This is a genomic window from Pantoea sp. X-Soil-ISGK-275 (assembly GCF_059730795.1).
The window spans coordinates 2,971,328-2,995,651 of the sequence record NZ_AP035976.1; the positions used below are offsets into that span (position 1 = coordinate 2,971,328).

Here is a 24,324-nt window from a genome sequence, read left to right on the forward strand (position 1 = left end):
ATGAACGGTGTGTTTTACCCCAATGGCTTCAGTATAGTCAACCGGTTGTTTATTAAATAAGCATATCTCAGAATGGTGCTGCGCTTACCGCTGCGCAGCCCTCTAACTAACCCGCTGAATCTGTGCGCCTATTCACGATTGTGCAGAAGTGTAAAAATTCGTTTGCTGTTCTGACATTGCGATCAGCGCTTCACTTGGCGCAAAACGCTCGCCGTGTTGCTGCATTAATGAGCTTAATGCTTTGACGATATCGCCAATGCCGCGCTGATCCATATAGCGGAACGGACCGCCAAGGAACGGCGGGAAGCCGATGCCAAACACCGCCGCAATATCGCCATCCCGCGCGTTGCGGATCACCGCTTCATCCAAACAGCGTGCCGCTTCGTTCAGCATCATCAATACGCAGCGCTCAGCAATCTGCGCTTCGCTCTGCTTCGCCTGCGGTTTGATGTTCAACAGCGTGTAGATTGACGCATCGGCTTTGCGCTTGCCCGGCCAGCGCGAACGTTGGTAGAGGTAGAACCCTTTGTGGTTCTTACGCCCTTTTCTGCCATCAGCCAGAATGGCGTTCGCGGCGTTGGGTGCGCTGAAGCGAGAACCGTAAGCCTGCTCGAGAATCGGGCTGATTTTGCTGCCGACATCAATGCCCACTTCATCCAGCAGCTGCAGCGGCCCAACCGGAAAACCGAATTTCACTAAAGCGCGATCGATATGCTCGATCGGCTCACCCTCCTGCAAACAGTGCATCGCTTCATTTATATAGGGTGCGAGAATGCGGTTAACGTAAAAGCCGGGACGATCCGCCACCACCACCGCTGTTTTGCCCTGCTGACGCGCCAGCTGCACCGTGTTCGCCAGCGTTTGCGCTGAGGTATTGGCATGCGGAATCACCTCCACCAGCGGCATTTTGTCCACCGGGCTGAAGTAATGCAGGCCGATAATATTTTCCGGTCGCTGCGCATGGGCGGCAATGTCGGCAATCGGTAGCGACGAGGTATTGGAGGCAAATATGGTGTGCGGCTGGCAATGGCTTTCGATTTCGCTGACCATCTGCTGCTTGAGCGCCAGATCCTCAAATACCGCTTCGATCACCAGATCGCGCTGGCTGAATCCTTGATAATCGTTGCCGCCGCTAATGCGCGCCATCTGCTGCTGACGTTCGGCCGCTTTCAGCTGACGCCGCTTCACCTTGTTGCTCAACAAGTCCCAGCTGTATTGCAGTGCATGATTCACACCGACGAGATTGATGTCTTTAATGCGCACCGGCAAACCGGCTTTCAGCGCCGTGACGCTGGCAATGCCGCCGCCCATCAATCCGCCGCCAAGCACGCCAATCTGCTTCAGCGCTTGCGGTTCAACACTGGCCATCGAGTCTTTCTTTAAGGCAGTTGAGGCGAAGAACAGGCTGCGCAGCGCGGCCGATTCTGGCGTCATCGCCAGTTGTCCAAAGGCGCGCGCTTCCGCTTCATGTCCGGCACTGCTGCCCTGCTCCAGACCGATGCGCACCACTTCAAGAATACGGTCAGCCGCAGGATAGTTGCCCTGGGTTTTGCTGTGGGTTTGACGCTGTGCCAGTGAAAACAGCACCTGACGCGCAATCGGTCCTTGCAGTAAACGATCGCGGCGCGAAAGTTCCCGGCGTGCGCCTTTTCCTTTATGTACGCGTGCAATTGCCGTTTCCAGCAGAATCGATTGCGGCACCGCGTCATCCACAATCCCGAGTTTGAGCGCCTGTTTGGCGCGCAGCTGTTTGCCAGTGAGAATCAGCGGCAGCGCCTGCTGCACGCCAATCAGGCGCGGCAAACGTTGCGTACCGCCAGAACCCGGCAGCAAACCGAGCTGTACCTCCGGCAAACCGAGGCGCGTTTTGTCATCCAGCGAACAGATGCGCGCATCGCAGGCCAGCGCCAGTTCGAGGCCGCCGCCAAGGCAGGCACCGTGAATCGCCGCCACCACCGGAAACGGCAGCGCGGCAATCATCGCCATCACATCTTGTCCCTGCTTTGCCAGCGCTTCAGCTTCTTCAGCCGTTTTGCAGCTGGCGATCATGCTGATATCCGCACCGGCAACAAAGTTGTCTGGCTTGCCGGAGATCAACACTAATCCGGCTAAATCCTGATGGCTGCGCGCGTCATCCAGCACCGCTTTGATCTGCGGCACAAACTCGGCCTTCAGCGTGTTCATCTTCTCGCCCGGCACATCGATGGTAATCACACCGACATGGTCGAGGCGCATATGTAAATGAAAGGCGGATTCGCTCATTATTCGGCCTCCAGAACCATTGCTGTGCCCAGGCCGCCCGCCGCACAGGCGGTGACCAATCCTAAACCGCCGCCGCGCCGCCGCAGTTCGTGCAGCGTTTGTGTGATCATGCGCGCGCCGGTGGCAGCAAACGGATGACCATAAGCAATCGATCCGCCGAGCACGTTAAAGCGTTCTTCATTCACTTCGCCTAACGCATGCGGACGATTCAGCACCTCGCGCGCAAAGCGTTCGTCACGGAACATTTTCAGGTTGGCTAAGGTTTGTGCGGCAAAGGCTTCGTGCATATCAATCAGCGTCAGATCGTTGAGCGTGATGCCGGCGCGGTCCAGCGCCAACGGCGAAGCGTACGCCGGACCGAGCAACATGTCCTGCCAGACATCAATCGCCGTAAAGGCGTAGCTGCGCAGATAGCCAAGCGGCTGAATGCCGAGTTCGCGCGCGCGCCCTTCACGCATCAGGATCACCGCTGCGGCGCCATCGGTCAGCGGCGTGCTGTTGGCGGCGGTCACCGAACCGTGGCGACGATCAAATGCCGGGCGCAGTTTGGCATAATCGGCGGCGCTGGCGTTGAAGCGAATATTGTTGTCTTGCTCGATGGGCGCTTTCCACGGCGGCACAAATGCGGGCATCACTTCCTGGCTTAACACGCCCGATTGCCAGGCGCGCGCCGCATGCTGGTGCGAACGCAGCGCTAACGCGTCCTGCTGTTCACGCGTGATGCCGTGACTTTTCGCCATCTGCTCGGCGGTATCGCCCATGCGTAATCCGGTGGAATACTCCGCCACCGCCGGTGGCACTGGCAACAAATCGCGCGGACGCAAACGACGCAGGATGCTGAGTTTTTGGCTGAAGCTGCGCGCTTTGTTGAGATCCACCAGCGCACGCGCCAGCGTTTTACTGACGCCAATCGGCAGCACCGAGGATGAATCCGCGCCACCGGCAATGCCGGCATCAATGGTGCCCGCCATTAAACTTTCCGCCACGTTTGCCACCGCCTGAAAACTGGTGGCGCAGGCGCGGCTAACGCTATAGGCATCGGTATGCACACCTAATCCGGTGCTCAGAACAATTTCACGCGCAATGTTGGGCGCTTCCGGCATCTGCACCACCTGGCCAAACACCAGTTGATCGATAACCTCGACCGGTAATTCGCTGCGCGCCACTAGTTCGCTGATCACCATGCGCCCCAGCTCCAGCGCGGGAATGCCGTGGAAATCGGTCGCCTGACGGGCAAAAGGGGTGCGTAATCCGTGGGTTATGGCGATACGTTCGCCCTGACGCGTCAGCAGCGGCTGCGCTTTACTCATTGCAATCACCTGTATTTTTCGACCGGGGCATCATTGCCAAACAGGTCTGACCTGATCATCAGTGTTAACTAAGTGTTGCTAAGTAGCCAATAAGCAGAGGAAAAAAGTGCGAGGGAATACACGAAAATGAGTTAAGGCTGCCGAAGGGGTTTCGGCAGCGACGGGATTAGCGTAGGCCGAGCTGGAAAATCAGGGTTTCCGCCTGGCAGGCAAAGGTGAAGTCGATAGACAGGCGCACAGCGTCGCCTTCATTGGCAAATTCCGCGCGAATATCGCAAGGATCGGATTCCACCTGACGCGCGCGCTCAGTCAAATGCGCCAGCATCGCTTCCGCCGCATGACGATCGGCAAACACGCCAGACCAGCTTGCGGTGCAATCGGTGTTATCCATCACGGTTCCCACATCGACACAGCAGCAGGCCGCCGTTTCGTTCGCACTACATTTTTTAATGGCATCAGTCATGGTTTTCTCCTGACGATAAATTCAACACAATCGGATCATTTTCTGCCGCAAAGTGTACGCCTGCTGCGTTTTCACATCCACGATCAAGCCGCTAAGTGACGAATATCACACTAAAAATTGATCCACAGCAAAATTGAACGTTATGTTTAAGTCGAACCGCTAAGATTTTGTTAAGCAGATCTGATTTTATCGATCAAATCAGAAATATTTAAAAAACAATATTGCAACAAATACACAGGTCGGACCTATACTCGTCGCACTGGTCTGATATGTGGTTTTGTCGTCAGTCCCTACAATTCGCCGCTCTTTGTTACGCGACGTAACAACGTTAAATAATAAATCTAGATGAGGTTGTGGTCATGAACCATAAAAACCTGTTTGCAAAGTCAGCTGTGGCAGCTGCAGTAACGCTCGTCTGTTCTCATGTTTACGCCGCGGGCTTTCAACTGAATGAATTCTCAGCAATTGGTTTAGGTCGTGCGTATTCCGGTGAAGGTGCGATGGGTGATACCGCCGCCTCTGCCAGCCGTAACCCGGCAACTATGGCGTTGATGGATCGCCCTTCTTTCTCTATCGGCGCAGTTTACATTGACCCTGAAGTGGATATTAGCGGTCAAAGCCCTTCTGGTCGCAGCCTTGATGCCAAGAATATTGCACCGAATCAGTGGATCCCTAATCTTCACTATGTGCATCCGATTAACGATCAGTGGTGGATTGGTGCGTCTGCAACCTCAAACTATGGTCTGGCAACCGAATTCAATAATGGCTATACCGCAGGGGGTTATGGCGGCAAAACCGACCTGATGACCGGCAACTTTAATATCAGCACCGCTTATCGACTGAATGAGAATTTCAGCTTTGGTATCGGATTTGATGCGGTTTATGCCAAGGCGAAGATTGAGCGTTATGCTGGTGAATCTGGCGCAGCGCTGGGCATTCCTGCCGATACCCAAATTGCCCATTTAAAGGGTGATGAATGGGGTTACGGCTGGAACGCCGGCATTTTGTATGAAGTGGATAAGAACAACCGCTTCGGTTTCACCTATCGCTCAGAAGTTAAAATCGACTTTGACGGCGATTACAAAAGCAGCCTGCCGGGTTACGTGAACTCTCTGCCACAGGCACAGCTGTTAGGCCTGCCTTACGGTACCGGCGGCTCAACCATTCCGGGTTCTCTGACACTGAATCTGCCTGAGATGTGGGAATTGTCCGGCTACCATAAAGTCGCACCACAATGGGCGGTTCACTATAGCCTTACGTATACCAGCTGGAGCCAATTTCAGGAGCTGAAAGCCACCGGCAGCAATGGCCAGACGCTGTTTTACAAGGATGAAGGCTTCCACGATGCCTATCGTATCGCGTTAGGTACCTCGTACTTCTATGACGACAACTGGACCTTCCGTACCGGTATCGCCTTTGATGACAGCCCGGTTCCGGCCGATAAGCGTTCTATCTCCATCCCGGATCAGGATCGTCTATGGTTGAGCGCCGGTGCGTCATACGCGTTCAATGAAGATGCTTCCGTCGACTTGGGTATTTCTTACATGCACGGTCAGAAAGTCACCGTGAAAGAAGGCCCGTATACCTTTAACTCTGAAGGTAAAGCCTGGCTGTACGGCGCGAACTTTAACTACAAGTTCTGATGCTTAGCTTGATAAAAAAAGGCGACTTAATGAGTCGCCTTTTTCTTTTACTGCGAATCGATATCTTTCAGATCATCCTGAATCGCACTGGCGTTCGGATTATCTTCCGGCTTCAACTTACCGCCATTGGCGATAAAGTCATGTCGCTGGAAGTAGGCATTACGAATGAAGGCGTACGGATCTTGCTGCTGACGCAAAATGGCGTCCGAATCCAGCAACTGTGCACGGGTTTCAATCCCTTCCAGCGTCCATTTACCCACCGAAATCGGCCAGCTCAGCCAGCTTAATACCGGATAGAGCGTATCGACGAAGTCACCGCCATCTTCACGGATGGTGAAGCTGCCGTAAGCCGGTAGTTCAACATACGGACCGTAACCAACGCCATAGCGTCCCAGCGTGCTACCAAAGCGATGCGGCACTTCACGCGCCAGCTCCGGATTGGCTTTTCCCGCCACGTCAATTAATCCACCCAGTCCTAACACGGTGTTCAGGAAGAAACGGGTGAAGTGGATACCTGCCTGGCGCGGCTCACCCACCAGAATGGCGTTGACCATGCTGGCAGGTTCTTCAACGTTAGCTAATACATTACTTATGCCGCTACGTGCCGGCACCGGCACATAATCGCGCCAGGCTACCGCCACCGGGCGCAGAACATACGGATCCAGCACGTTGTAGTTGAAGTTAAACATCGTGCGGTTAAAGCCTTCCAACGGATCGCTGCGCTGTGCAGGTTCCGTATTGTCAGCCGGTTTTGAGCTGGCACAACCTACCAGCAGTAAGCTGGCTAACGCCAGACCGGTCAGGCGGTTATTCATTCTTCTCTCCCTGTGCGGATCAGTAAGGTATCGCTTCAGGGCTGCTGTTGATTAATTTCCACAGCCAGTTGCTGATGACCATTCCAGGGGGTAACCGCGCTTAATCCAAACCAGTCGCCAGACTGCGGATTGGCACTGCCGTCGCGCGAAATACGCACCCTGACTTGCACCTGATGCTGCGCCGAAAGTAGGCGATCCGGCATCATGGCATTGCTGTCATCCAGCGTGAGCGATAACGGGAAGTGGCTGAGCGGTAAACGCTTCACAGCCACAGGCACCGGTGAAACACCGTCAGACACAGAAATATACAACACTCCGCCTTGCGGTAACATTTTTTCTGCCTGCGGCGTCAAACTCACCGTCAATGCCAGATTGCTATTTTGCTGTCCCGCGTCAGTTTTCGCTTGTTCAATGCTGCGCTCGATCATGGTGATGCGGCGATCGCCTGCCGGTAACAGTTTCAGCATCACCTGCCATACACCAATTGCCTCGTTGTACTGCTGCTGTTCGAAGGCGTTAAACGCCAGCAGACTCAGCGTACGCACATCGCTGTGATCGCGTTTCAGCAGCTCTTTCAGCAACACGTTGGCCTGACGGTTATCCTGCGGATCGCTGGAGCGCGTCAGCACTTCGGCGTAATCCTGCTGCAGTTCGATATTGTCTGGCGCCAGCTGCAGCGCATGTTCAAATGCCTGGCTGGCATCGGTGGCGTTATTCAGCACCATGCCCAGGCGGCCCAGCATCGCCCAATCGTTGAGGTTCGTAGAGTCATTTTGCAGCGAGCTGCGCAGACCCAGCTGCAGACGCGCCAGCTCTTCCATAGTCAGCGGCTGCGCTTTGGGATCCATCACGCGCGCACGTAAGGCAGGATACTCTTGTTGCACGCTAACAAACGCGGTTTGCTGCGCCAGTCCGCCGGTTTTCAGATACATGCCAACCGACACCACCAACAGCACAATCACGCCTGGCAGCAATACCCAGCGGCTGCTGCGATGAATGGTAGCCGCGTCCTGCTGCGGCACATCGGTTAACAGCGTTTGTTGCAGCTCGCGCACCATTTCCGGGCGCTCAGCCACCACGCCCTCTTCTTCATCACGCTCCAGCTCGCGCAGGCGCTGCTGATAGAAATCGGTGTTGAGACGATCGCGATCGCCACTGCTGGCCTCGCGCTGACGCCAGCCGGCACGCAGAAACAGCGCGATAGCCGCCAGCAGTAAAATAATCAGGGTAATCCAGAATCCAGTCATTACGGCTTCCCGTCACGCTTAAGTAACGCCGCAAGGCGCTGTTGTTCATTTTCGTCAAGTTCGCTACGCGCTCTGCCGCGGCGATTGCGCAAAATAATGATCAGCGCGCCCAGCACCACAAACAGCGCTGGACCCACCCACAAAATCAGCGTGGAGGGCGTTACCGGCGGCTCATAGGTGACGAAATTACCGTAACGCGCCACCATGTAATCAATGATCTGCTGGCGGCTTTCGCCCTGCTTCATCAACTCGTAGACTTTGAGACGCATATCCGACGCGATCATCGCATTGGAATCGGCAATGCTGTTGTTCTGGCATTTCGGGCAACGCAGCGATGCGGTGAGATCGCGGTATTGCTCTTCCTGCTGCACCGAATCGAACTGATACGTATCAATCGCCGCCCACAGGCTGGTGCTGAGCAGAATGCCCGCTAACAATAGAAGCAGCCGTTTCATACGCCCGCCTCCTTGTTGTATTTGTCCCACAGCGGTTTCACTTCTTCGAGCCAGACGCGATCGTTCATGTCGCCTGCGTGGCGATAACGAATGATCCCTTTGCCGTCGATCAGGAAAGTTTCCGGCGCGCCGTAAACGCCGAGATCCAGACCGAGCATCCCGTTGCCGTCATACAAGCTGAGCGCATAAGGATTGCCCAGCGTGTTCAGCCAGGTCACCGCTTTGGTACGATCGTCCTTATAATTCAGGCCAACCACGCGAATGCCTTTTTCCGCCAGCGTGTTGAGGTATTGATGCTCCGCGCGGCAGGTTGGGCACCAGGTCGCCCAGACGTTGAGCAGAATCGGTTTGCCGTCGGTCAGCACCTGCTGATCGTAGATTTTGCCGGGTTGATCGAGCGCTTCCAGTTTGAATACGGGTACCGGCTTGCCGATCAACGCTGATTCGAGACGCGTTGGATCATCGCCGTTGGCGTTGCGCGACAGCTGCCACAACAGTGCCGCAGCCAGCAGCAGGAATAGAACCAATGGGATAAACAGAATTTTTTTGTTCATGCCAGCTCCTCGCGCTCTTCTTTTTTGCGTGAGCGATAGCGCGGATCGAACAGGCAGAACAAGCCGCCCACCGCCATAAACACGCCGCCGTACCAGATCCAGCGTACAAACGGTTTGTAGTAAATCCGCACCGCCCATGAACCGTCATCCAGCTCTTCACCCAGCGCCGCATAGAGATCGCGGGTGAAACCGCCGCTGATCGCCGCTTCGGTCATCATGGTGCGCGCGGCTGCATAGAAGCGTTTTTCCGCCTGCATCACCGCTTCCAGCTTACCGTTGCGCGTCACTTCAATCACCGCCACGCCGCCGCTGTAGTTCGGCCCTTGCAGGTTGCGCACGCCGTGGAAGGTAAAGTGATAATTGTGGATATCAACGGTATCGCCCGCCTTCATGCGCACATCACGCTCAACGCTGTATTGGGTGCTAAAGGCGATACCCACCACGGTCACCGCCACGCCCAAATGCCCCAGCACCATACCCCAATGGCTGCGCGACAGATGACGCAAACCTTTGATGAAGGCGTGACGATGGGTGGCGCGCTCGTGCAGTTCCATCAACGTCAGCATGATCACCCAGATCGACATCAGTAGGCCGATAACCGTCATCGCCTCAATGCGATCCTGCAGCAGCCACGGCAGCGCGATGGAAAGAATCAGCGTGACGACCATACCGACGCCGAGGCGCTTCCACAGCTTCTGCGGTTGGTCTTTACGCCAGCGCACCAGCGGACCGATACCCAACATCAGCGCGAACGGTGCCATCAGCCAGGTAAACATGGTGTTGAAGAACGGCTCACCCACCGAGATGCTGCCAAGACCGAGCTGTTTATGCACCAGCGGCAACAGCGTACCGAGTAACACCACCAGCATCGCGGCGATCAGCAGCACGTTGTTACCCAGCAGGAAGGATTCGCGTGACCAGGCTTCACTCTGCACACGGCTGCGCACCTGACCGCCTTTCAACGCGTACAGCAGCAGCGAGCTGCCAATCACAATCACCAGGAAGGCGAGAATAAACATGCCGCGCGCCGGATCGGAGGCGAACGAGTGCACGGAAACCAGCACGCCGGAACGCACGAGGAAAGTACCCAGCAGGCTTAACGAGAATGCGGTGATCGCCAGTAATACCGTCCACGATTTGAAGCTACCACGTTTTTCCGTTACCGCCAGCGAGTGCATCAGCGCGGTACCAGCCAGCCACGGCATAAAGGAGGCGTTTTCGACCGGATCCCAGAACCACCAGCCGCCCCAGCCGAGTTCGTAATAAGCCCACGCTGAACCGAGCACGATGCCGATAGTCAGGAACACCCACGCGGCGGTGGTCCACGGACGTGACCAGCGCGCCCATGCGGTATCCAGACGTCCGGCCATCAGCGAAGCAATGGCAAACGCAAAGGCCACCGAGAAACCAACGTAACCCATGTACAGCAGCGGCGGATGGAAGATCAGACCGATATCCTGCAGCATCGGGTTGAGATCGCGCCCGTCAATCGGGAAATTTGGCAAGGTGCGGGTAAACGGGTTCGAGGTCAGAATGATAAACAGCAGGAAGCCGAGGTTAATCATGCCCATCACCGCCAGCACGCGCGCCAGCGCATCCTGCGGCATACCACGACTGAAGATCGCCACCGCCAGCGTCCAGGTGCTGAGCAGCAACACCCACAGCAGCAGTGAACCTTCGTGCGCGCCCCAGGTTGCGGCAATACGATAGTAAACCGGCAACAAGGTGTTGGAGTTGGTGGCGACATAGCCAACGGTGAAATCATTCACCACAAAGGCGTGAACCAACACGGCAAAGGAGGCGGCTACGCAGATGAACATGCCCCAGGTTAACGGGCGCGCCATCGCCATCAAACGCGCATCCTGACGCGCCGCGCCCCACAGCGGATAGACACTCAACAGTAGCGCTAAACCCAGCGCCAGACACAGCAGAAAGCTACCAATTTCCGGCATCATGATTGCGCACCTGACTGCTGATAGGCTGCCGCAGGTCCTGTGTGATTCTTCTTCATCGCATCTTCGATTTCAGGTGGCGTATATTTTTCATCGTGTTTCGCCAGCACTTCTTTGGCGTTCACCAGATTGCCCTCTTCGAGCACGCCTTGCGCCACCACGCCCTGCCCTTCACGGAACAGGTCCGGCAGAATGCCTTCGTAGGTAACACTGACCACGCCGTTGGCGTCATACAGTTTGAAAGAGACCGCGAGAGTTTTCGGATCGCGCTTGACGCTGCCCGGCATCACCATGCCGCCAATGCGCAAACGCTGGCCCGGTTCAGGCTTCTGATGATCTTCGCCCTTGCCATTGATGATTTCACTCGGGGTATAAAACAGGTCGATGTTGGAACGCAGCGCGTACATCACCAGCGCGGTCGCCAGGCCAAGCCCGATCAACACCGCGATCGCCACGTACAGGCGATTACGACGACGGATATTCACACGGATTCTCCCGCTGCTTCATCGGCAGCTTTTTTCGATTTAGCCGCGCGAATGCGGCGCTCCCTGGACTGACGCTGGCGAATTTCTGCCAGCAAACGGCGGCGGAACAGCACGGTGTGCAGCACCAGACCGAATAATGGGATCAACGTGAGGATAACGGCGAGCCAGACGTAAAAGGCATAGCCGCCCATGGCGAAGAAATCGCTCCACGATGCAAAGGCTGGCGTCATGATTTGCTTCCTCGCTGCGCCACATCAATCGCCCACGGACGATGACGTTCGGTAAACAGAATCAGATTGCGCAAGCGCATTAAGGTCAAAGCACCAAACACCAGCAGATAGCCGAGAATGGACCAGCGCAGCGGTGTGCGCATGCTGGGATCGATGGCCTGCTGCAGAATACCGGATGAGCCCTGATGCAGCGTGTTCCACCACTGTACCGAGAAGTGAATGATCGGCAGATTAACCACGCCAACCAGAATCAAAATGCCAGCAGCGCGCCCGGCGGTGCGACGGTCTTCAAAGGAGTGATAGAGCGCGATTACGCCCATATAGAGAAACAGCAGCACCAGCTCGGATGTCAGTCGGGCATCCCAGATCCACCAGGTTCCCCACATTGGTTTACCCCAGGCGGAACCGGTAATCAGCGCGATAAAAGTAAACACCGCGCCAATTGGCGCCATCGCCGCCGAGACCAGATCGGCCATCTTCATCTGCCACACCAGGCCGATGAACGCCGCAATAGCCATTGACGCATACACGCCCATCGACCACATCGCTGCAGGCACGTGAATGTACATAATCCGGAAGCTGTTGCCCTGCTGATAATCTGCCGGTGCAAAGCCGAAGCCCCAGATCCAGCCGAGTAACAGCGTGCCAACACCCAGCACCGCGAACCACGGAATTAAGCGACCGCATAGCTGGTAAAGCCGCTCAGGCTTTGCCCACTGGTGTAACCATTTCCACATTTTGCATAGCTCACAATAAAGAGAATTCAGGTTTCGGCCGCTCTGAGGCGACACGAATTAATGCAGACTGATACGCAAAGCTGCTGCTGTCGCAAACGGCGACAGCGTTGCGCTGACGGCCAGCATCGCGCCGAGAATCGCCAGATAACCCCCGATCGGCAATCCCATTCCGGCGGCATCAATCGCCGCGCTGGCGAATATCAGAACCGGTATCGACAACGGCAATACCAGCAGACTTAGTAATACGCCGCCGCGCCGCAGCCCAACGGTTAACCCGGTCCCAATCGCGCCGAGAAAGCTCAGCGTTGGCGTGCCAAGTAGCAGCGTTAACGCCATCGCGCGCCAGCCGGCAAAATCCAGCGACAGCAACAATGCCGCCAGCGGCGACAGTAAAATCAGTGGCAGCCCGGTAATCAGCCAGTGTGCAATCACTTTGCCCAGCACCGTAACCGGCAGCGGTGTTGGCAGCAGAAGTAGTTGCTCGAGCGAACCATCAAGAAAATCGTCACGAAACAGTCGTTCCAGCGCCAGCAATGAGGCCAGTAATGCGGCAACCCACGCCACGCCCGGCGCAATGCGCGCCAGCTGCTGCGGCTCCGGTCCGATACCTAATGGAAACAGCGTGATAACAATCAGGAAAAACCACAGTGGATTGATCACTTCCGCGCCGCTGCGAAAGGCGATTTTTAATTCGCGCTGAATGACCCGACCTAACATCAAGCCCACTCCGAAGTAAGACGAATTTTACGCACGCGCGCGCTGTTATCGGGCAGATCCTGATGCGTAGTCAGAATCACCGCTCCGCCGTTATCGGCATGGGTGGCGAATCGCGCCATTAATTTTTCCACACCGCCTTTATCGATGGCGGTCAAAGGCTCATCGAGGATCCATATCGACGCCGGGCTGAGCCACAGGCGGGCTAATGCCACACGCCGCTGCTGTCCGGCGGAGAGTTGCGCCACTGGCACCTCTTCAAAACCCAGCAGATCGACCTGCTCAAGCGCATCAAAAATCGCGTCTTCATTGCTGCTGCCGTGCCAGAAATGCAGGTTCTCCAGCGGTGAGAGTACCGATTTCACGCCGGGGTGATGGCCGAGATAGAGCAGATTTTGTTGCCATATTTCGCGCTGCTGACGAATCGACTGTGACTGCCACATCACGTCGCCCTCTTCCGCCCGGCTTAATCCCGCCAACAGGCGCAGCAGCGAGGTTTTCCCGGCTCCGTTTGGCCCTTCAATTTGCACAATGTCACCCGGTTGCACACGGAAGCTCAACCCATGAAACAAGGTTCGCTCATCACGAACGCATGAGAGATTAATGACTTCGAGCATAGAAGGGAGAATCACGGCAATGAATGAGGCGGCGATAATACCACATTGAATCTGTGGGCCGAAGTCTGTGAGCTGGCTCCCACTTACCCCAAATGGGGTATTCGTGCGCATCAGATCAAGAAATTGCTCAAAAAACCAACTCAGTTAAAATTTCGTTACTCTTAAATTGAATCTTCGTAACAAAATGACCTTGCCAAAACCAGCTACGCTTATTGCGCAATGGCATTATCACCCGAGGGAAACATGAAACAATCACCATCGATTTCAAACAGTGACAACGATGTAGAGAGTGATGAGAAGGAACAAGGCAAGGAGATTGAAGTGGATGAAGATGCCCTGCCCTCGCAGGCGGCGGCAATTCATGAGGAAATACGTCAGGACGGTGAAAAAGAGCTCGAGCGCGATGGTATGGCGCTGCTTTGGTCGGCGGTAGCGGCCGGATTGTCAATGAGCGCTTCGCTGATGGCGAAAGGCATTTTCCAGGTCCACCTCAAAGGCGTGCCCGGCGCTTTTTTACTCGAAAATCTGGGTTATACCTTTGGCTTTGTCATTGTCATTATGGCGCGCCAGCAATTGTTCACCGAGAACACCGTTACCGCCGTTTTGCCTGTAATGCACAAACCGACCGGCAGCAACTTTGCGCTGCTGTTGCGTCTCTGGTGCGTGGTGCTGCTCGGCAATCTGATGGGTACCGCGTTGGGCGCGCTCGCTTTTAATCATATGCCGATCTTCGACGATGCGACGCGTCAGGCGTTTACCGCCATCAGTGAAAAAGTGATGGTCAATTCCCCCAGCGAAATGTTCGCTAATGCGGTGATCTCCGGCTGGATTATCGCCACCATGGTGTGGATGTTCCCGTATGCGGGCGCGGCGAAAATTGTGGTGATCGTGATGATGACCTGGCTGGTGGCGTTAGGGGATTTAGCGCATATCGTGGTCGGTTCGGTCGAGGTGCTGTATCTGGTGTTTGCGGGCACGCTGCCATGGTACGAATTCTTCTGGCCATTTGCTCTGCCAACGCTGCTTGGCAACATCACGGGCGGTACGCTGATATTTGCCTTGATTAGCCATGCGCAGATTCGTAACGATATGAGTGAAGCGGCGAAAGCCAAAGCACGTGCGGAACAGAAGCGGAAAGAGAAGCAAAAACAGGCGTAAGCCTGGTCTTAAATTGCTGATAGATTGAGCAAACAACCGCTGCATAGTTAAAATCAGGTTCGCGGTGCGCTATACTGCGCGCCCGGCGTCTCCTTAGTTAAATGGATATAACGAGCCCCTCCTAAGGGCTAGTTGCAGGTTCGATTCCTGCAGGGGACACCAGATTCTCATCGTTTCCCGCTTAAAACAGCCATCTCGCCAGAGCAAGTGTCAGTCCCGCGGTACTCATTATTCCCGCTACAATCCATTTCGTTTGCTGGTTTATCGCCTGATGAAGATCACTTTTAGTGGCGTAATTCGATTTGATCACTGCAATATCTGTTTTCATTAGCGCCATATCGGTTTTGATATCGTCGATATCCGCTTCCAGCTTTGAAACGCGCTTTTTCATGTTCACTCCTTGGTCATTAATTCCCTCAGAACAGCCAACGAGCCAGTGCCAGCGTCATGCCCGCAGTGCTCAGCATCCCCGCGACAATCCATTTTGTCTGTTTACTTAATTCCTGATGAATTCTCCCAATATCCTGATGCACTTTGCCAATCTCCTGATAAAGATCGCTCTTGGTGACGTAATTCGACTTGATCACCGCAATGTCTGTCTTCATGACAGCCATATCGGTTTTGATATCGTCGATATCCGCTTCCAGCTTTGATACGCGCTTTTCCATGTTCACTTCTTAATCATTCACTTAAAACAACCAGCGAGCCAGCCCCAGCGTCATACCTGCAGTGCTCATCATGCCCGCCACGATCCATTTCGTCTGTTTGCTGATCTCCTGGTGAATTTTGCCGATCTCCTGATGAAATTCACTTTTGGTGACGTAATTCGATTTGATTACCGCAATGTCCATTTTCACCTGGGCCATATCGGTTTTAAGACCATCAATATCCGCTTCCAGCTTTGACACGCGCTTTTCCATAATTACGGCCTCTCGTAACTTGTCATTGTAATCAATGTGATAGCTTAATTTTCCTGCAAAGCATCCTACTCCAAAATCCATGGAAAAAATGCCTTACAGAGTGTGAGAAGGCCTAACTGAGAGATGTGTTCAGAAAAAAACAGGGGTTATTGCAGCCGATTACATCGGTTTAAGAGTGAGATCGTAATCAGGCCTGATCGTGTCGCCATGCCGACGGCGTCACGCCATGCAGTTGACGAAAGCGGTTACTGAAGTGGCTTGAGGAGTGAAAACCGCAGCGCAGCGCGATTTCTGTTAGCGGTAAACGGCTGAATTTCAGCAGCTGTAACGCAGCATCCATGCGGCGGCGCATCACATATTGGTGCGGTGCCTCGCCAACGCTGCTACGGAACATGCGTGCAAAATGGTATTCGCTCAGCGCCGCTTCGGCGGCAAGCTGCGCCAGCGTTAATGGCTGATCAAGCTGCGCATCAATATATGCCATCACTCGCCGCAACACGGCGGGGGCCAATCCACCACGCACCTGCGGCGCTTGCCATTGCACATCGCTGTAGCGTTGCAACAAATGCGTCATCAGCAACGTTGATGCGCTGCTGAGCATCAATTGATTCGCCGGCTGCTGCCAATCGGTGCTCAGCAAGAAGTGGCGATAAAGTTGGGTGATACGATCGTCCGCCGCGAAGATCTTTTCATGCAGATTGAGCTGCGACGGACTGCGGTCCCAGATCTGTTCGCCCAGATGGCGCAGATGTTCATCGGTGCAGTAGAGATGCACAAACGATAAATCGGCACGAATATCCCACACCGATTCCACTCCGCTGGGCATCAGGCAAAAGCGATCCGGCCCGCCGCCGTTGCGCCAGCCGTGCTGGGTTTTATGCCAGGTTTCATAACCGTCGGCGGTATACAGGCTCAGCGTGTGATGATCGCTAAGATTGGTGACACGGTCGCCGCTGTTAAACCAGGCCGCCAGCTTAATGCCGCTCGACAACTGCACGCTGTCGCGCAGCTGCGCTTTGTGGCGCTGGAGCATGTTGAAGGTCTGGTAATCAGCCATGGTTGATATCACTCGCAGTTCATGAGCGCCCAGTGTACGGATCTCCGCAGACAGAAAACAGGTCACAGCCGGACGCAAAAGTAAAAAGCGCAAGATTTTGCAATTGCCGCGCAAAAACGTGCAAGCCGCGCGTTGCTTTTCACGCCACACTGCGGGCCAGATTGTGTCGGAGAGTGCGTTATGAATGTGATGTTATACCTTGCCGTGGTGATGATTTGGGGAACTACCTGGATTGCCATTTTCCTGCAACAGGAAGCAGGCGATACGCCGGTTTTGGTGGCGGTATTTTGGCGTTTCTTACTGGCGTCGCTGGTGATGCTGGCGGTCCTCAAACTGCTGCGTCGGCTGCGAACGCTGGATAAGCGCGATCATCTGTTTTGTCTGCTGCAGGGTTGCTGCGTGTTTGGCTTCAACTTTGTCTGCTTCTATCATGCTGCCGCGTGGATCAGCAGTGGACTGGAGTCGGTGATCTTCTCGATGGCCGTGCTGTATAACGCGCTCAACAGCTGGATTTTTTTCCGTCAGCGCCCATCATTTCGCCTGCTGCCAGCGGCGGTGCTTGGCCTGGGCGGCATTGTTGCCCTGTTCTGGAATGATATTCAGGCGGCGCATCCCGCTCCGCAATTGCTGTGGGGCGTAGGCCTCAGCGCGCTTGGCACGCTGGGCTTCTCCTTCGGCAATATGATTTCGCTGCGCCATCAGCGTCGTCAGCTCGATATTCTGACCACCAATAGCTACGCGATGCTGTATGGCGCTTTGGTGATGGCCGCACTGGCGTTAGTGAATGGCGATTCACTGGCACCCGCGCTAAATATGCAGTGGTTGGGTGCGATGAGTTATCTGGCAATATTGGGTTCGGTATTGGGATTTGGTGCCTACTTCACCCTAGTTGGTCGCATTGGTGCCAGTCAGGCCGCCTATAGCACCTTGCTGTTCCCGCTGGTGGCTCTGACGCTCTCCACGCTTTATGAAGGTTATCACTGGCATAGCAATGCAATTGTCGGATTGGTGATGATATTGGCGGGGAATATGGTGATGTTTGTGCGCTGGCCGACGCTGGGTCGATTACGTACCGCATAAATAACGAGAGCGGGCATTGCGCCCGCTCTTTTGTTCCTCTAACGCCAGCCCTGAACGCCGATATTGAGCTGGTGAGGTTTAGTTATGGCTTTTCTGGCAATCCAGTAAAGCAGGACGCGTTCATCATCTTTGTCGCGGTCGGCCATTGCCAGTAATTTCAGCGACAACGTGGATTTGTTCACTGGTTGATGCTCATCGCTTAACTCGATCACCGCCTGACCGATAATGCAGCAAACCTCATCCTCATTAGACGCGGATTCATATGTTCGGTCTTTCATATTTCCTCCTCTTGAATGAATTTTAAGCCTGGCAAACATCCGCGACTTTGCAGGCATTATGGCGCGATCGATACAAATGCTTACACATGGTTACCCGTAGCAACCGCTACGCTTTAAATGACATCACTTACTGTCATCACAATGTCATTCATACCCGTTTAGCTGCATTTCATTCCACCGTCGGGTGCATTCACGCCACGGTTTCCCCCGCACGCGCGAGAGCAACTTATTATCTCCACAGATTCCGCTTTCTCGAGTGAGAGATAAAAATGACAACAGCAACCCCCGCGAATTACCAACGTACCCGCACGTTGACCCTTATCGGCACCATTATCACGCAGTTCGCTTTGGGCTCGGTTTATACCTGGAGCCTGTTTAACGGCCCGCTGGCGAATAAGCTGGATGCGCCCATCAGTGAAGTGGCGTTCTCGTTCGGTTTGCTCAGTCTTGGCCTGGCGATCGCTTCTTCACTTGCCGGAAAACTGCAGGAACGCTTTGGCGTGCGCAACGTTACCCTCGGCGCGGGCATTTTGATGGCTGTCGGTTTCTGGCTGACCGCGCATGCCGATAATCTGATGATGCTCTACCTCAGCGCCGGGATATTGGTGGGACTGGCCGATGGTGCCGGATATCTGATGACGCTCTCTAACTGCGTGAAGTGGTTTCCGGAGCGCAAAGGGCTCATTTCGGCCTGTTCAATTGGTGCGTATGGGTTGGGCAGCCTTGGCTTCAAATTCATCTGCGGTGCACTGCTGAGCGCACAAGGTCTGGAGAATACCTTTATGATCTGGGGCGTGCTGGCGATGAGCATGATTATTGTCGGCGCGTTGCTGATGCGTGATGCGCCGATGCAGAAGAGCAGCGGCAATACGCAGCTGGAAGCGAAAGATTACACGCTGGCGCAATCGGTACGTTTACCACAGTACTGGATGCTGGCGCTAATGTTCCTAACCGCATGCATGAGCGGCCTGTACGTGATTGGCGTGGCGAAAGATATCGGTGAAGGCATGGTGCATCTTAGCGCGCAGACGGCAGCGAATGCGGTTACGGTGATTGCGATTGCCAACCTCAGCGGTCGCCTGATTCTCGGCGTGCTGTCGGATAAAATGGCACGCATCCGTGTGATTACGCTGGCGCAAATTGTCTCGCTGGTGGGCATGAGCATTCTGCTGTTCACCCATATGAACGAATCGACCTTCTTCCTCTCCTTAGCCTGCGTGGCCTTCAGTTTCGGTGGCACCATCACCGTTTTCCCGTCGCTGGTCAGCGATTTCTTTGGTCTGAACAACCTGACGAAGAACTATGGATTGATTTACCTTGGCTTCGGTATCGGCAGCGTGCTGGGTTCACTGGTGGCTTCCGCCTTTGGTGGCTTCACCGTTACTTTCAGCCTGATTATGACCTTGCTGGTGATTTCGCTGGTGTTGTCGCTGAGTATCCGTCTGCCAAATCGCCAAAACGTGGTAGAACCTTTACTGCATAATTAAGTTCGCTGGGATGCCGTATCAATTTGCGGCATCCCATTCCTCCACAATTGATCCACAATAAAGCGTTAATTGAGAACCACTATTATTAACCCTTGCCTTTCGGAGTAATCTCGTTATTATTAGCAGGCATTCAGCTTATTCCGATTGGTTTATTTTACCCCGCGACTTTTTTAGCATTTAATTGACACACTCCGTAATACATTCAGCAATAACTCTACATTTCCTGCATCTTCACTCCACTATTCCCCTGTAATCTGGCGTCATTGGAACAGAGGAGGACTCTCCATGAAGAAAGTTATTAAGGTTGCATCGGTTGTAGCCATTATGACGATGTTGAGTGGCTGTATTATCGATCATCATCGTGGAGGCGGCGGCCCAGGTTGGGGCCATCATGGTGGCGGCGGCTGGCATCATGGGCACGGCGGTTATGGACACCGCAGATAGTTGGGCAAAGAACATACACAGCAAATAATAAGAAAATAAAAAGGGCGGGAAATTATCCCGCCCTATTTTTTTAGCTTTTTACCGCGTAATTACATTGATACCAGGCTTTCTTTAATCCGGGCAAATGGCTATTTTGCGACGGCAGTGATTCCACCTTATCAAATCCACGCTGACTGCAATAATTCGCAAGGTCGATCTCCATTGCGTCTTTATTCAGCGTGTGCGGATCGTAACGATACTGCACGGTATTTGAGCTGGTATCTTCATCGACACGCTCAAATCCTCCTGGTTTGCTGACGCTACAACCGGCCAGCATAAAAAGCGCCAATGCGCTAATAAGCATTTTTTTCATTAGGGTTTCCTCTAAAGCGTCGCAGTCTAAAATGCAACGCCGCGCTTATCTATAGGAATTAAGCGCGAAATGTTCGGGATTATTGAAGCTTTCGCCAATCAAATCGATAAAACCAAACGGTTTCTCTTATCAACTCAGTGGTGCGATTATGTACCCAGACAAAACGAAGTCTGCACCACACCAGGTGAGTTAATAATAAACATACTGATAGTGACCTTCATGCCCGCGCTGAGCGGGCTTTTTTTTGCCCGCTAACCGGTAAGGCTGACCATCTTACGTAAAAGATTGGCCGCTTGTTTGTCAGGCAATGCGAGAATGCCGCTGTAGAGATCAATCGACATCGCACACATCGCACCGCGATCGACCGCGGTATCCGCTGGCATGTTCAGCTGTTGCAGCCTATCGCCCCACTTGCCATAGAGTTTTTCCACCACGCTTTGCAGATCGCGCTGCGCCGCAGCCTGATCCAGCGGCTGTTCATTGCCGGTGCTTTGCTGTAGCAGCGTTTCGAGCGCCTGCGCATCGCGCTGATTTAATTCCGGTGACAGCACCTGTTGCAAATTGACGCCGCCATTCACCTGCGGATAGAGGAAACGGAAGCAGCGCTGCGGTTCCTGCTGCTGCAGTGCCTGCATCTCCTCGACCGAGACGCGGATGTAGTCAATGATCGCCGCATCGCTGGCACGCGTCAGACGCTGATTGACCAAATCCATCAACCAGCCGCGCATATCTCCCAGCGCCTGATCAGCGGGAACGCCTTCCAGTCGTTTATGCAGCAGTTCGCGATTGAGCAACTGCCACAATGCCGGTTCCTGAATTTTTAGCAGACGATAACCGGGCGCGAGGCTGAGTTGGGTTGCCACCTCTTCCACCAGCGCCTGACGCTCCTGACGCGGGTGCAGCCAGCTGAACCACAGCAGATTCGCCAGAATCAGCGGCAAGATAAACAACAGTACGCCTTGCCACAGTCTCAGCGAAGTGGTGCGCACCAGCAGAATAATAATGATCGCCAGCAGCGCGAACGCCGCTAGCGTAATCGGAAAAAGCGAGAGCATCGAGCGGGGTTAATCCTTACGTACATCAATTAAAACGGGGCAATTGGCGCGCTCAATCACTGCGGCGCTGACCGACCCTTTCAGCAGACGATTAAACGGTGACAAATGGCGACGCCCCATGATGATCATGCTGGCCTGCAAAAGTGTGGATTGCGCCACAATGGTTTCCGCCGCTTCACCGGCCAGAATCAATCCCTTCGCCGCCACGCCCGCGCGCAGCAGCGGCGCCAGCGCGTGACGCACCACCATTTCGGCGGTGTTCTGCTCATCTTTCGCCGCCACAAAATCATCCGGATCTTCACCGGCGTCAATCTCAATCGGTTGATTACAGGAGGAGTAAGCGGGATCCACGCAGCACAGCACCGTGACCTGCGCCTGATGCGCCAGCGCCTGTTCAATGGTCAACGCAATCACTTTTTCCGCCACCGGAGAGTTATCGATGGCCATCAGCAAGGTTTTCATCAGTTGGTTATCCTTCCACAGCGGTCATTTTGCCAATTTCACGAATCAAGGCGTCTTTGCACTTGATGATTTGCTCACGATAGTGCGCTTCCTGCTTATGAAAACGCGCCGTCGGCACCAGCAATGAGATAGAGAAGCGGCCAAACAGCGTATCAATGGCAACCGCCATGGTCGAAATGCCCTCCAGCGTCTCGCCGCGATCGATCGCTAATCCGCTGGCGCGCACTTCGGCAATCAGCTCCAGCAATTGCGGCAGGGTTTTCACCGTCATCTCGGTTAACTCTTTATAGGCTTCGCCCACCATCACGCGCACATCTTCATCGCTCTCCAGCGCCAGCAACGCGCGGCCGCCCGATGTGCTGTAAAGCGGCAGATTCAGACCCATGCGCGGCACCACACGCAGTTCGCGCGAGGCCACCACATAATGCACGATCGCCAATTGCGTGCCGCTGGCCCGCCCCAGCGATACCGTTTCATTGATTTCGGCAGAGAGTTGTTCGAGGAACGGACGCACGATTTCCACCACGTCGCTGTGCACGCTGGAGATCAGCTTGAGCAACGCCGGACCGAGACGTAAACCGCCGGCACCGCTGCTGCGCACCAGCTGTGCGCTGTCCAGCGCGCCAATAATGCGCTGCACCGTCGAGCGAGGCAGATCAACCACCTGCGCAATTTCACCCAAACTCATGCCGCCGGGATGTTCACCCAGCGCATTCAGAATTTTTGCCGCACGCGCGATGACCTGAATGCCACCCGCTTTTTCATCCTCACGGCTTGAGGGAAGTTCAACCATGATGCGTTCCTTTTTGGCCTGCCCTACTTTAACGCGAATGATCGCACTTTTACACCCTGTATCACATTGCAATACAGCATATCGATATGTAAGATGCCATCTGTATCACATCGCAATACACTGCATCAACAATATAACGAGAAACCTGCTATGAACGCCCAGCCCATTGCGGCTCCGGCACCCCATCCGTTTACTCTGCGCCTGGCGCTGGGATTGGTTGGCGTGCTGATTGCCGCGCTCACATCGGGATTAAACGATCGCGTCACCGATATCGCGTTAGCCGATATCCGCGCCGCCATCGGCATCAGTTACGATCAAGGCAGCTGGATTATCTCCGCTTATCAGGCTGCTGAAGTGGCGGCAATGATGATTGCGCCCTGGTTCGCCGTCACCTTTTCGCTGCGTCGCTTTGCGCTCACCGTTTCCGCCGGATTTATGTTGAGCGGCCTGCTGCTGCCGCTGATGCCCAATGCCACGCTGTTTATCACTTTGCGCGTGGTGCAGGGATTATTTGGCGGTGCGCTGCCGCCGATGCTGATGACCGTTGCACTGCGCTTCCTGCCGCCGCCGATCAAATTATACGGTTTAGCGGGTTATGCGCTGACTGCCACCTTTGGCCCGAATATGGCCGCTTCTCTGGCGGCGTTCTGGACCGATGACGTCAGCTGGCTGTTTGTCTTCTGGCAAGTAGTGCCGGCCATGCTGATTGCCATGCTGCTGATTAGCTGGGGTTTACCGCAGGATCCGCTGCGCCTCGAGCGTTTTAAACAGATCGATCTGTTCGGCATGCTAACCGGCTGCTCCGGTATCGCGCTGCTGATTCTGGCGCTGACGCAAGGCGAGCGGCTCGACTGGCTCGAATCGCCGTTATTCAGCGGCCTATTATTCAGCGCGCTGGCGTTGCTGACTGTGTTCTTTATTAATGAATGGTTTCACCCGCTGCCGCTGTTCAAATTACAGATGCTGGGGCGGCGCAATCTCGCACACGGCTTGCTGGTGCTGGCGGGCGTGCTGATTTTGTCGCTGTCGGGTTCAGCGCTGCCGTCGGCCTATCTGGCGCAGGTGCAAGGCTTCCGCACGCTGCAGTTTGCACCGCTGGCGTTGACCATCGGCTTGCCGCAACTGCTGATCGCCCCATTTGTTGCCGCGCTGCTGAATATTCGCTGGGTGGATTGTCGCTGGATGTTGACGGCGGGCGTGGCGTTGTTGGTGACGTCCTGCCTGATGGGCATGCACATTACCACTGATTGGGCGCGGCAGAATTTCTGGCTGATACAGATTCTGCAGGCGTTCGGTCAGCCGATGGTGATTTTGCCGGTACTGATGAGCGCCACCAGCGTGGTCGCGCCGCCGGAAGGCCCGTTCGCCTCGGCGATGTTCAACACCGTGCGCGGTTTCTCCAGCATCGCCGCCAGCACGCTGGTGGAGTGGTTTATCAGTCACCGTGAAAAATTCCACTCCAACGTGCTGGTCGATAGCGCCGCCAGCCGTGCGTGGCTGATGACCGCACCGAACAGCGCGCAATCCAGCAGCAGCTTGCCGTTGCTGCCGGATGGCAGCGCCAGCAGCGCGGAAAACCTCAGCGGCTTCGCCACCTTGCTGAAGCAGCAGGCGATGGTGCTGAGCCTAAGTGATTGCTACCAAATGTTGATTGCCTTCGCCGCCCTGCTTTTACTGTTAACCGCCTGGCTGCCGAAACGCGTGTGGCCACCACAAACTCTGATTCAACCTGTTACGACGACGTCGAGATAATT

General features: G+C 54.8%; 27 protein-coding genes and 1 tRNA gene. 6 read left to right on the top strand and 22 right to left on the bottom strand.

Translation table 11 applies throughout. The features are described 5' to 3' along the window. Positions 1–132: 132 nt before the first annotated feature. The 3 genes from fadJ to AC6I8A_RS13835 form a co-directional block, all read right to left on the bottom strand. The gene (gene fadJ / locus AC6I8A_RS13825) at positions 133–2,262 is read right to left on the bottom strand and encodes a fatty acid oxidation complex subunit alpha FadJ (RefSeq protein ID WP_256697000.1); all 2,130 of its coding nucleotides are present in this window, start codon (positions 2,260–2,262) and stop codon (positions 133–135) included. Beyond that, positions 2,262–3,572 carry an acetyl-CoA C-acyltransferase FadI gene (fadI, locus tag AC6I8A_RS13830; protein WP_497818675.1) on the bottom strand — a complete coding sequence of 437 codons (1,311 nt, stop codon included), beginning with the start codon at positions 3,570–3,572 and terminating at the stop codon, positions 2,262–2,264. Before fadI ends, fadJ begins: the two co-directional genes overlap by 1 nt. 166 nt (positions 3,573–3,738) lie before the next feature. Beyond that, positions 3,739–4,035 carry a YfcZ/YiiS family protein gene (locus tag AC6I8A_RS13835; protein WP_256697002.1) on the bottom strand — a complete coding sequence of 99 codons (297 nt, stop codon included), beginning with the start codon at positions 4,033–4,035 and terminating at the stop codon, positions 3,739–3,741. 359 nt (positions 4,036–4,394) lie between these two features. Here AC6I8A_RS13835 and fadL point away from each other — a divergent pair, with 359 nt between their 5' ends. Continuing rightward, the gene (gene fadL / locus AC6I8A_RS13840; protein ID WP_008101276.1) at positions 4,395–5,678 is read left to right on the top strand and encodes a long-chain fatty acid transporter FadL; all 1,284 of its coding nucleotides are present in this window, start codon (positions 4,395–4,397) and stop codon (positions 5,676–5,678) included. 47 nt (positions 5,679–5,725) lie between these two features. Here the strand turns inward: fadL and mlaA are convergent, their stop codons facing one another. Genes mlaA through ccmA form a run of 10 tightly spaced genes read right to left on the bottom strand, consistent with a single transcriptional unit; the run spans position 5,726 to position 13,484 of the window. Then, positions 5,726–6,493, bottom strand: coding sequence for a phospholipid-binding lipoprotein MlaA (gene mlaA, locus AC6I8A_RS13845; RefSeq protein WP_256697003.1), 768 nt, complete (start codon positions 6,491–6,493; stop codon positions 5,726–5,728). A gap of 35 nt (positions 6,494–6,528) precedes the next feature. Further along, positions 6,529–7,740: a c-type cytochrome biogenesis protein CcmI gene (gene ccmI, locus AC6I8A_RS13850; protein ID WP_497818676.1), complete on the bottom strand. Its 1,212-nt coding sequence runs from the start codon at positions 7,738–7,740 to the stop codon at positions 6,529–6,531. Next, the gene (locus tag AC6I8A_RS13855) at positions 7,740–8,195 is read right to left on the bottom strand and encodes a cytochrome c-type biogenesis protein (RefSeq protein ID WP_265300403.1); all 456 of its coding nucleotides are present in this window, start codon (positions 8,193–8,195) and stop codon (positions 7,740–7,742) included. The genes ccmI and AC6I8A_RS13855 overlap by 1 nt, the downstream gene beginning before the upstream one ends. Further along, on the bottom strand, positions 8,192–8,749 hold the full coding sequence (locus tag AC6I8A_RS13860) for a DsbE family thiol:disulfide interchange protein (protein WP_101763614.1): 558 nt from the start codon (positions 8,747–8,749) through the stop codon (positions 8,192–8,194). Before AC6I8A_RS13860 ends, AC6I8A_RS13855 begins: the two co-directional genes overlap by 4 nt. Further along, complete coding sequence (locus tag AC6I8A_RS13865) at positions 8,746–10,704, bottom strand: heme lyase CcmF/NrfE family subunit (RefSeq protein ID WP_265300400.1); 1,959 nt, start codon at positions 10,702–10,704, stop codon at positions 8,746–8,748. The genes AC6I8A_RS13860 and AC6I8A_RS13865 overlap by 4 nt, the downstream gene beginning before the upstream one ends. Further along, a complete protein-coding gene (ccmE, locus tag AC6I8A_RS13870) occupies positions 10,701–11,186 on the bottom strand; it encodes a cytochrome c maturation protein CcmE (RefSeq protein WP_008101293.1) in 486 nt (161 codons plus the stop codon). Before ccmE ends, AC6I8A_RS13865 begins: the two co-directional genes overlap by 4 nt. Further along, positions 11,183–11,416 (bottom strand): heme exporter protein CcmD, encoded by a 234-nt coding sequence (ccmD, locus tag AC6I8A_RS13875; RefSeq protein ID WP_179449982.1) that lies wholly within the window; start codon positions 11,414–11,416, stop codon positions 11,183–11,185. Before ccmD ends, ccmE begins: the two co-directional genes overlap by 4 nt. Further along, on the bottom strand, positions 11,413–12,183 hold the full coding sequence (locus AC6I8A_RS13880) for a heme ABC transporter permease CcmC (RefSeq protein WP_494951217.1): 771 nt from the start codon (positions 12,181–12,183) through the stop codon (positions 11,413–11,415). The genes ccmD and AC6I8A_RS13880 overlap by 4 nt, the downstream gene beginning before the upstream one ends. A 27-nt stretch (positions 12,184–12,210) precedes the next feature. Then, entirely contained in the window at positions 12,211–12,870 is a 660-nt protein-coding gene (gene ccmB / locus AC6I8A_RS13885) for a heme exporter protein CcmB (RefSeq protein ID WP_008101298.1), read from the bottom strand. Then, positions 12,870–13,484, bottom strand: coding sequence for a cytochrome c biogenesis heme-transporting ATPase CcmA (ccmA, locus tag AC6I8A_RS13890; RefSeq protein ID WP_312184497.1), 615 nt, complete (start codon positions 13,482–13,484; stop codon positions 12,870–12,872). The genes ccmB and ccmA overlap by 1 nt, the downstream gene beginning before the upstream one ends. A 243-nt stretch (positions 13,485–13,727) precedes the next feature. Here ccmA and AC6I8A_RS13895 point away from each other — a divergent pair, with 243 nt between their 5' ends. Together AC6I8A_RS13895 and AC6I8A_RS13900 are read left to right on the top strand one after the other, a co-directional pair. Then, positions 13,728–14,642 (top strand): formate/nitrite transporter family protein, encoded by a 915-nt coding sequence (locus tag AC6I8A_RS13895; RefSeq protein WP_256697014.1) that lies wholly within the window; start codon positions 13,728–13,730, stop codon positions 14,640–14,642. 87 nt (positions 14,643–14,729) lie between these two features. Then, positions 14,730–14,804: transfer RNA gene (locus AC6I8A_RS13900), tRNA-Arg, on the top strand. Between the two features lie 19 nt (positions 14,805–14,823). On the opposite strand, the gene AC6I8A_RS13905 is transcribed toward AC6I8A_RS13900, so the two are convergent. The 4 genes from AC6I8A_RS13905 to AC6I8A_RS13920 all read right to left on the bottom strand — a co-directional run bounded on the left by AC6I8A_RS13905 (position 14,824) and on the right by AC6I8A_RS13920 (position 16,619). Then, complete coding sequence (locus tag AC6I8A_RS13905) at positions 14,824–15,033, bottom strand: hypothetical protein (RefSeq protein ID WP_265300387.1); 210 nt, start codon at positions 15,031–15,033, stop codon at positions 14,824–14,826. A gap of 25 nt (positions 15,034–15,058) precedes the next feature. Beyond that, positions 15,059–15,310: a hypothetical protein gene (locus AC6I8A_RS13910; protein ID WP_210081370.1), complete on the bottom strand. Its 252-nt coding sequence runs from the start codon at positions 15,308–15,310 to the stop codon at positions 15,059–15,061. A 21-nt stretch (positions 15,311–15,331) separates the two neighbouring features. Beyond that, a complete protein-coding gene (locus AC6I8A_RS13915) occupies positions 15,332–15,643 on the bottom strand; it encodes a hypothetical protein (RefSeq protein ID WP_256697016.1) in 312 nt (103 codons plus the stop codon). Positions 15,644–15,749: 106 nt separating this feature from the next. Continuing rightward, entirely contained in the window at positions 15,750–16,619 is an 870-nt protein-coding gene (locus AC6I8A_RS13920) for an AraC family transcriptional regulator (RefSeq protein WP_179449975.1), read from the bottom strand. A 180-nt stretch (positions 16,620–16,799) separates the two neighbouring features. Between AC6I8A_RS13920 and AC6I8A_RS13925 the strand changes: the two genes are divergently transcribed. Then, complete coding sequence (locus tag AC6I8A_RS13925) at positions 16,800–17,699, top strand: DMT family transporter (protein WP_265300378.1); 900 nt, start codon at positions 16,800–16,802, stop codon at positions 17,697–17,699. Between the two features lie 38 nt (positions 17,700–17,737). On the opposite strand, the gene AC6I8A_RS13930 is transcribed toward AC6I8A_RS13925, so the two are convergent. Next, positions 17,738–17,977, bottom strand: coding sequence for a hypothetical protein (locus tag AC6I8A_RS13930; RefSeq protein ID WP_008101313.1), 240 nt, complete (start codon positions 17,975–17,977; stop codon positions 17,738–17,740). A 269-nt stretch (positions 17,978–18,246) separates the two neighbouring features. Here AC6I8A_RS13930 and AC6I8A_RS13935 point away from each other — a divergent pair, with 269 nt between their 5' ends. Continuing rightward, positions 18,247–19,464: an L-lactate MFS transporter gene (locus AC6I8A_RS13935; protein WP_256697018.1), complete on the top strand. Its 1,218-nt coding sequence runs from the start codon at positions 18,247–18,249 to the stop codon at positions 19,462–19,464. 514 nt (positions 19,465–19,978) lie between these two features. Here the strand turns inward: AC6I8A_RS13935 and AC6I8A_RS13940 are convergent. The 4 genes from AC6I8A_RS13940 to AC6I8A_RS13955 form a co-directional block, all read right to left on the bottom strand. Beyond that, entirely contained in the window at positions 19,979–20,260 is a 282-nt protein-coding gene (locus AC6I8A_RS13940) for a putative periplasmic lipoprotein (RefSeq protein ID WP_008101319.1), read from the bottom strand. 251 nt (positions 20,261–20,511) lie between these two features. Further along, positions 20,512–21,315, bottom strand: a complete 804-nt coding sequence (locus tag AC6I8A_RS13945) for a hypothetical protein (protein WP_008101321.1) — start codon at positions 21,313–21,315, stop codon at positions 20,512–20,514. A gap of 9 nt (positions 21,316–21,324) precedes the next feature. Further along, complete coding sequence (locus AC6I8A_RS13950; RefSeq protein ID WP_008101323.1) at positions 21,325–21,777, bottom strand: universal stress protein; 453 nt, start codon at positions 21,775–21,777, stop codon at positions 21,325–21,327. Between the two features lie 7 nt (positions 21,778–21,784). Next, positions 21,785–22,570, bottom strand: coding sequence for an IclR family transcriptional regulator (locus tag AC6I8A_RS13955; RefSeq protein WP_497818677.1), 786 nt, complete (start codon positions 22,568–22,570; stop codon positions 21,785–21,787). A gap of 150 nt (positions 22,571–22,720) precedes the next feature. On the opposite strand from AC6I8A_RS13955, the gene AC6I8A_RS13960 reads away from it, so the two are divergent. After that, positions 22,721–24,322 carry an MFS transporter gene (locus AC6I8A_RS13960; RefSeq protein ID WP_256697022.1) on the top strand — a complete coding sequence of 534 codons (1,602 nt, stop codon included), beginning with the start codon at positions 22,721–22,723 and terminating at the stop codon, positions 24,320–24,322. Positions 24,323–24,324 lie beyond the last annotated feature (2 nt).

Excerpts from the sequence above, each read along its gene's own strand:
- AC6I8A_RS13950 (WP_008101323.1), bottom strand. The coding sequence starts at position 21,777 with ATGAAAACCTTGCTGATGGCCATCGATAACTCTCCGGTGGCGGAAAAA.
- AC6I8A_RS13925 (WP_265300378.1), top strand. The coding sequence starts at position 16,800 with ATGAATGTGATGTTATACCTTGCCGTGGTGATGATTTGGGGAACTACC.
- AC6I8A_RS13955 (WP_497818677.1), bottom strand. The coding sequence starts at position 22,570 with ATGGTTGAACTTCCCTCAAGCCGTGAGGATGAAAAAGCGGGTGGCATT.
- mlaA (WP_256697003.1), bottom strand. The coding sequence starts at position 6,493 with ATGAATAACCGCCTGACCGGTCTGGCGTTAGCCAGCTTACTGCTGGTA.
- AC6I8A_RS13935 (WP_256697018.1), top strand. The coding sequence starts at position 18,247 with ATGACAACAGCAACCCCCGCGAATTACCAACGTACCCGCACGTTGACC.
- AC6I8A_RS13940 (WP_008101319.1), bottom strand. The coding sequence starts at position 20,260 with ATGAAAAAAATGCTTATTAGCGCATTGGCGCTTTTTATGCTGGCCGGT.
- AC6I8A_RS13835 (WP_256697002.1), bottom strand. The coding sequence starts at position 4,035 with ATGACTGATGCCATTAAAAAATGTAGTGCGAACGAAACGGCGGCCTGC.
- AC6I8A_RS13895 (WP_256697014.1), top strand. The coding sequence starts at position 13,728 with ATGAAACAATCACCATCGATTTCAAACAGTGACAACGATGTAGAGAGT.
- AC6I8A_RS13945 (WP_008101321.1), bottom strand. The coding sequence starts at position 21,315 with ATGCTCTCGCTTTTTCCGATTACGCTAGCGGCGTTCGCGCTGCTGGCG.
- AC6I8A_RS13865 (WP_265300400.1), bottom strand. The coding sequence starts at position 10,704 with ATGATGCCGGAAATTGGTAGCTTTCTGCTGTGTCTGGCGCTGGGTTTA.
- AC6I8A_RS13930 (WP_008101313.1), bottom strand. The coding sequence starts at position 17,977 with ATGAAAGACCGAACATATGAATCCGCGTCTAATGAGGATGAGGTTTGC.
- AC6I8A_RS13915 (WP_256697016.1), bottom strand. The coding sequence starts at position 15,643 with ATGGATTTTGGAGTAGGATGCTTTGCAGGAAAATTAAGCTATCACATT.
- AC6I8A_RS13960 (WP_256697022.1), top strand. The coding sequence starts at position 22,721 with ATGAACGCCCAGCCCATTGCGGCTCCGGCACCCCATCCGTTTACTCTG.
- AC6I8A_RS13860 (WP_101763614.1), bottom strand. The coding sequence starts at position 8,749 with ATGAACAAAAAAATTCTGTTTATCCCATTGGTTCTATTCCTGCTGCTG.
- fadI (WP_497818675.1), bottom strand. The coding sequence starts at position 3,572 with ATGAGTAAAGCGCAGCCGCTGCTGACGCGTCAGGGCGAACGTATCGCC.
- AC6I8A_RS13855 (WP_265300403.1), bottom strand. The coding sequence starts at position 8,195 with ATGAAACGGCTGCTTCTATTGTTAGCGGGCATTCTGCTCAGCACCAGC.
- ccmD (WP_179449982.1), bottom strand. The coding sequence starts at position 11,416 with ATGACGCCAGCCTTTGCATCGTGGAGCGATTTCTTCGCCATGGGCGGC.
- AC6I8A_RS13910 (WP_210081370.1), bottom strand. The coding sequence starts at position 15,310 with ATGGAAAAGCGCGTATCAAAGCTGGAAGCGGATATCGACGATATCAAA.
- ccmI (WP_497818676.1), bottom strand. The coding sequence starts at position 7,740 with ATGACTGGATTCTGGATTACCCTGATTATTTTACTGCTGGCGGCTATC.
- fadL (WP_008101276.1), top strand. The coding sequence starts at position 4,395 with ATGAACCATAAAAACCTGTTTGCAAAGTCAGCTGTGGCAGCTGCAGTA.
- fadJ (WP_256697000.1), bottom strand. The coding sequence starts at position 2,262 with ATGAGCGAATCCGCCTTTCATTTACATATGCGCCTCGACCATGTCGGT.
- AC6I8A_RS13905 (WP_265300387.1), bottom strand. The coding sequence starts at position 15,033 with ATGAAAAAGCGCGTTTCAAAGCTGGAAGCGGATATCGACGATATCAAA.
- AC6I8A_RS13920 (WP_179449975.1), bottom strand. The coding sequence starts at position 16,619 with ATGGCTGATTACCAGACCTTCAACATGCTCCAGCGCCACAAAGCGCAG.
- ccmA (WP_312184497.1), bottom strand. The coding sequence starts at position 13,484 with ATGCTCGAAGTCATTAATCTCTCATGCGTTCGTGATGAGCGAACCTTG.
- ccmB (WP_008101298.1), bottom strand. The coding sequence starts at position 12,870 with ATGTTAGGTCGGGTCATTCAGCGCGAATTAAAAATCGCCTTTCGCAGC.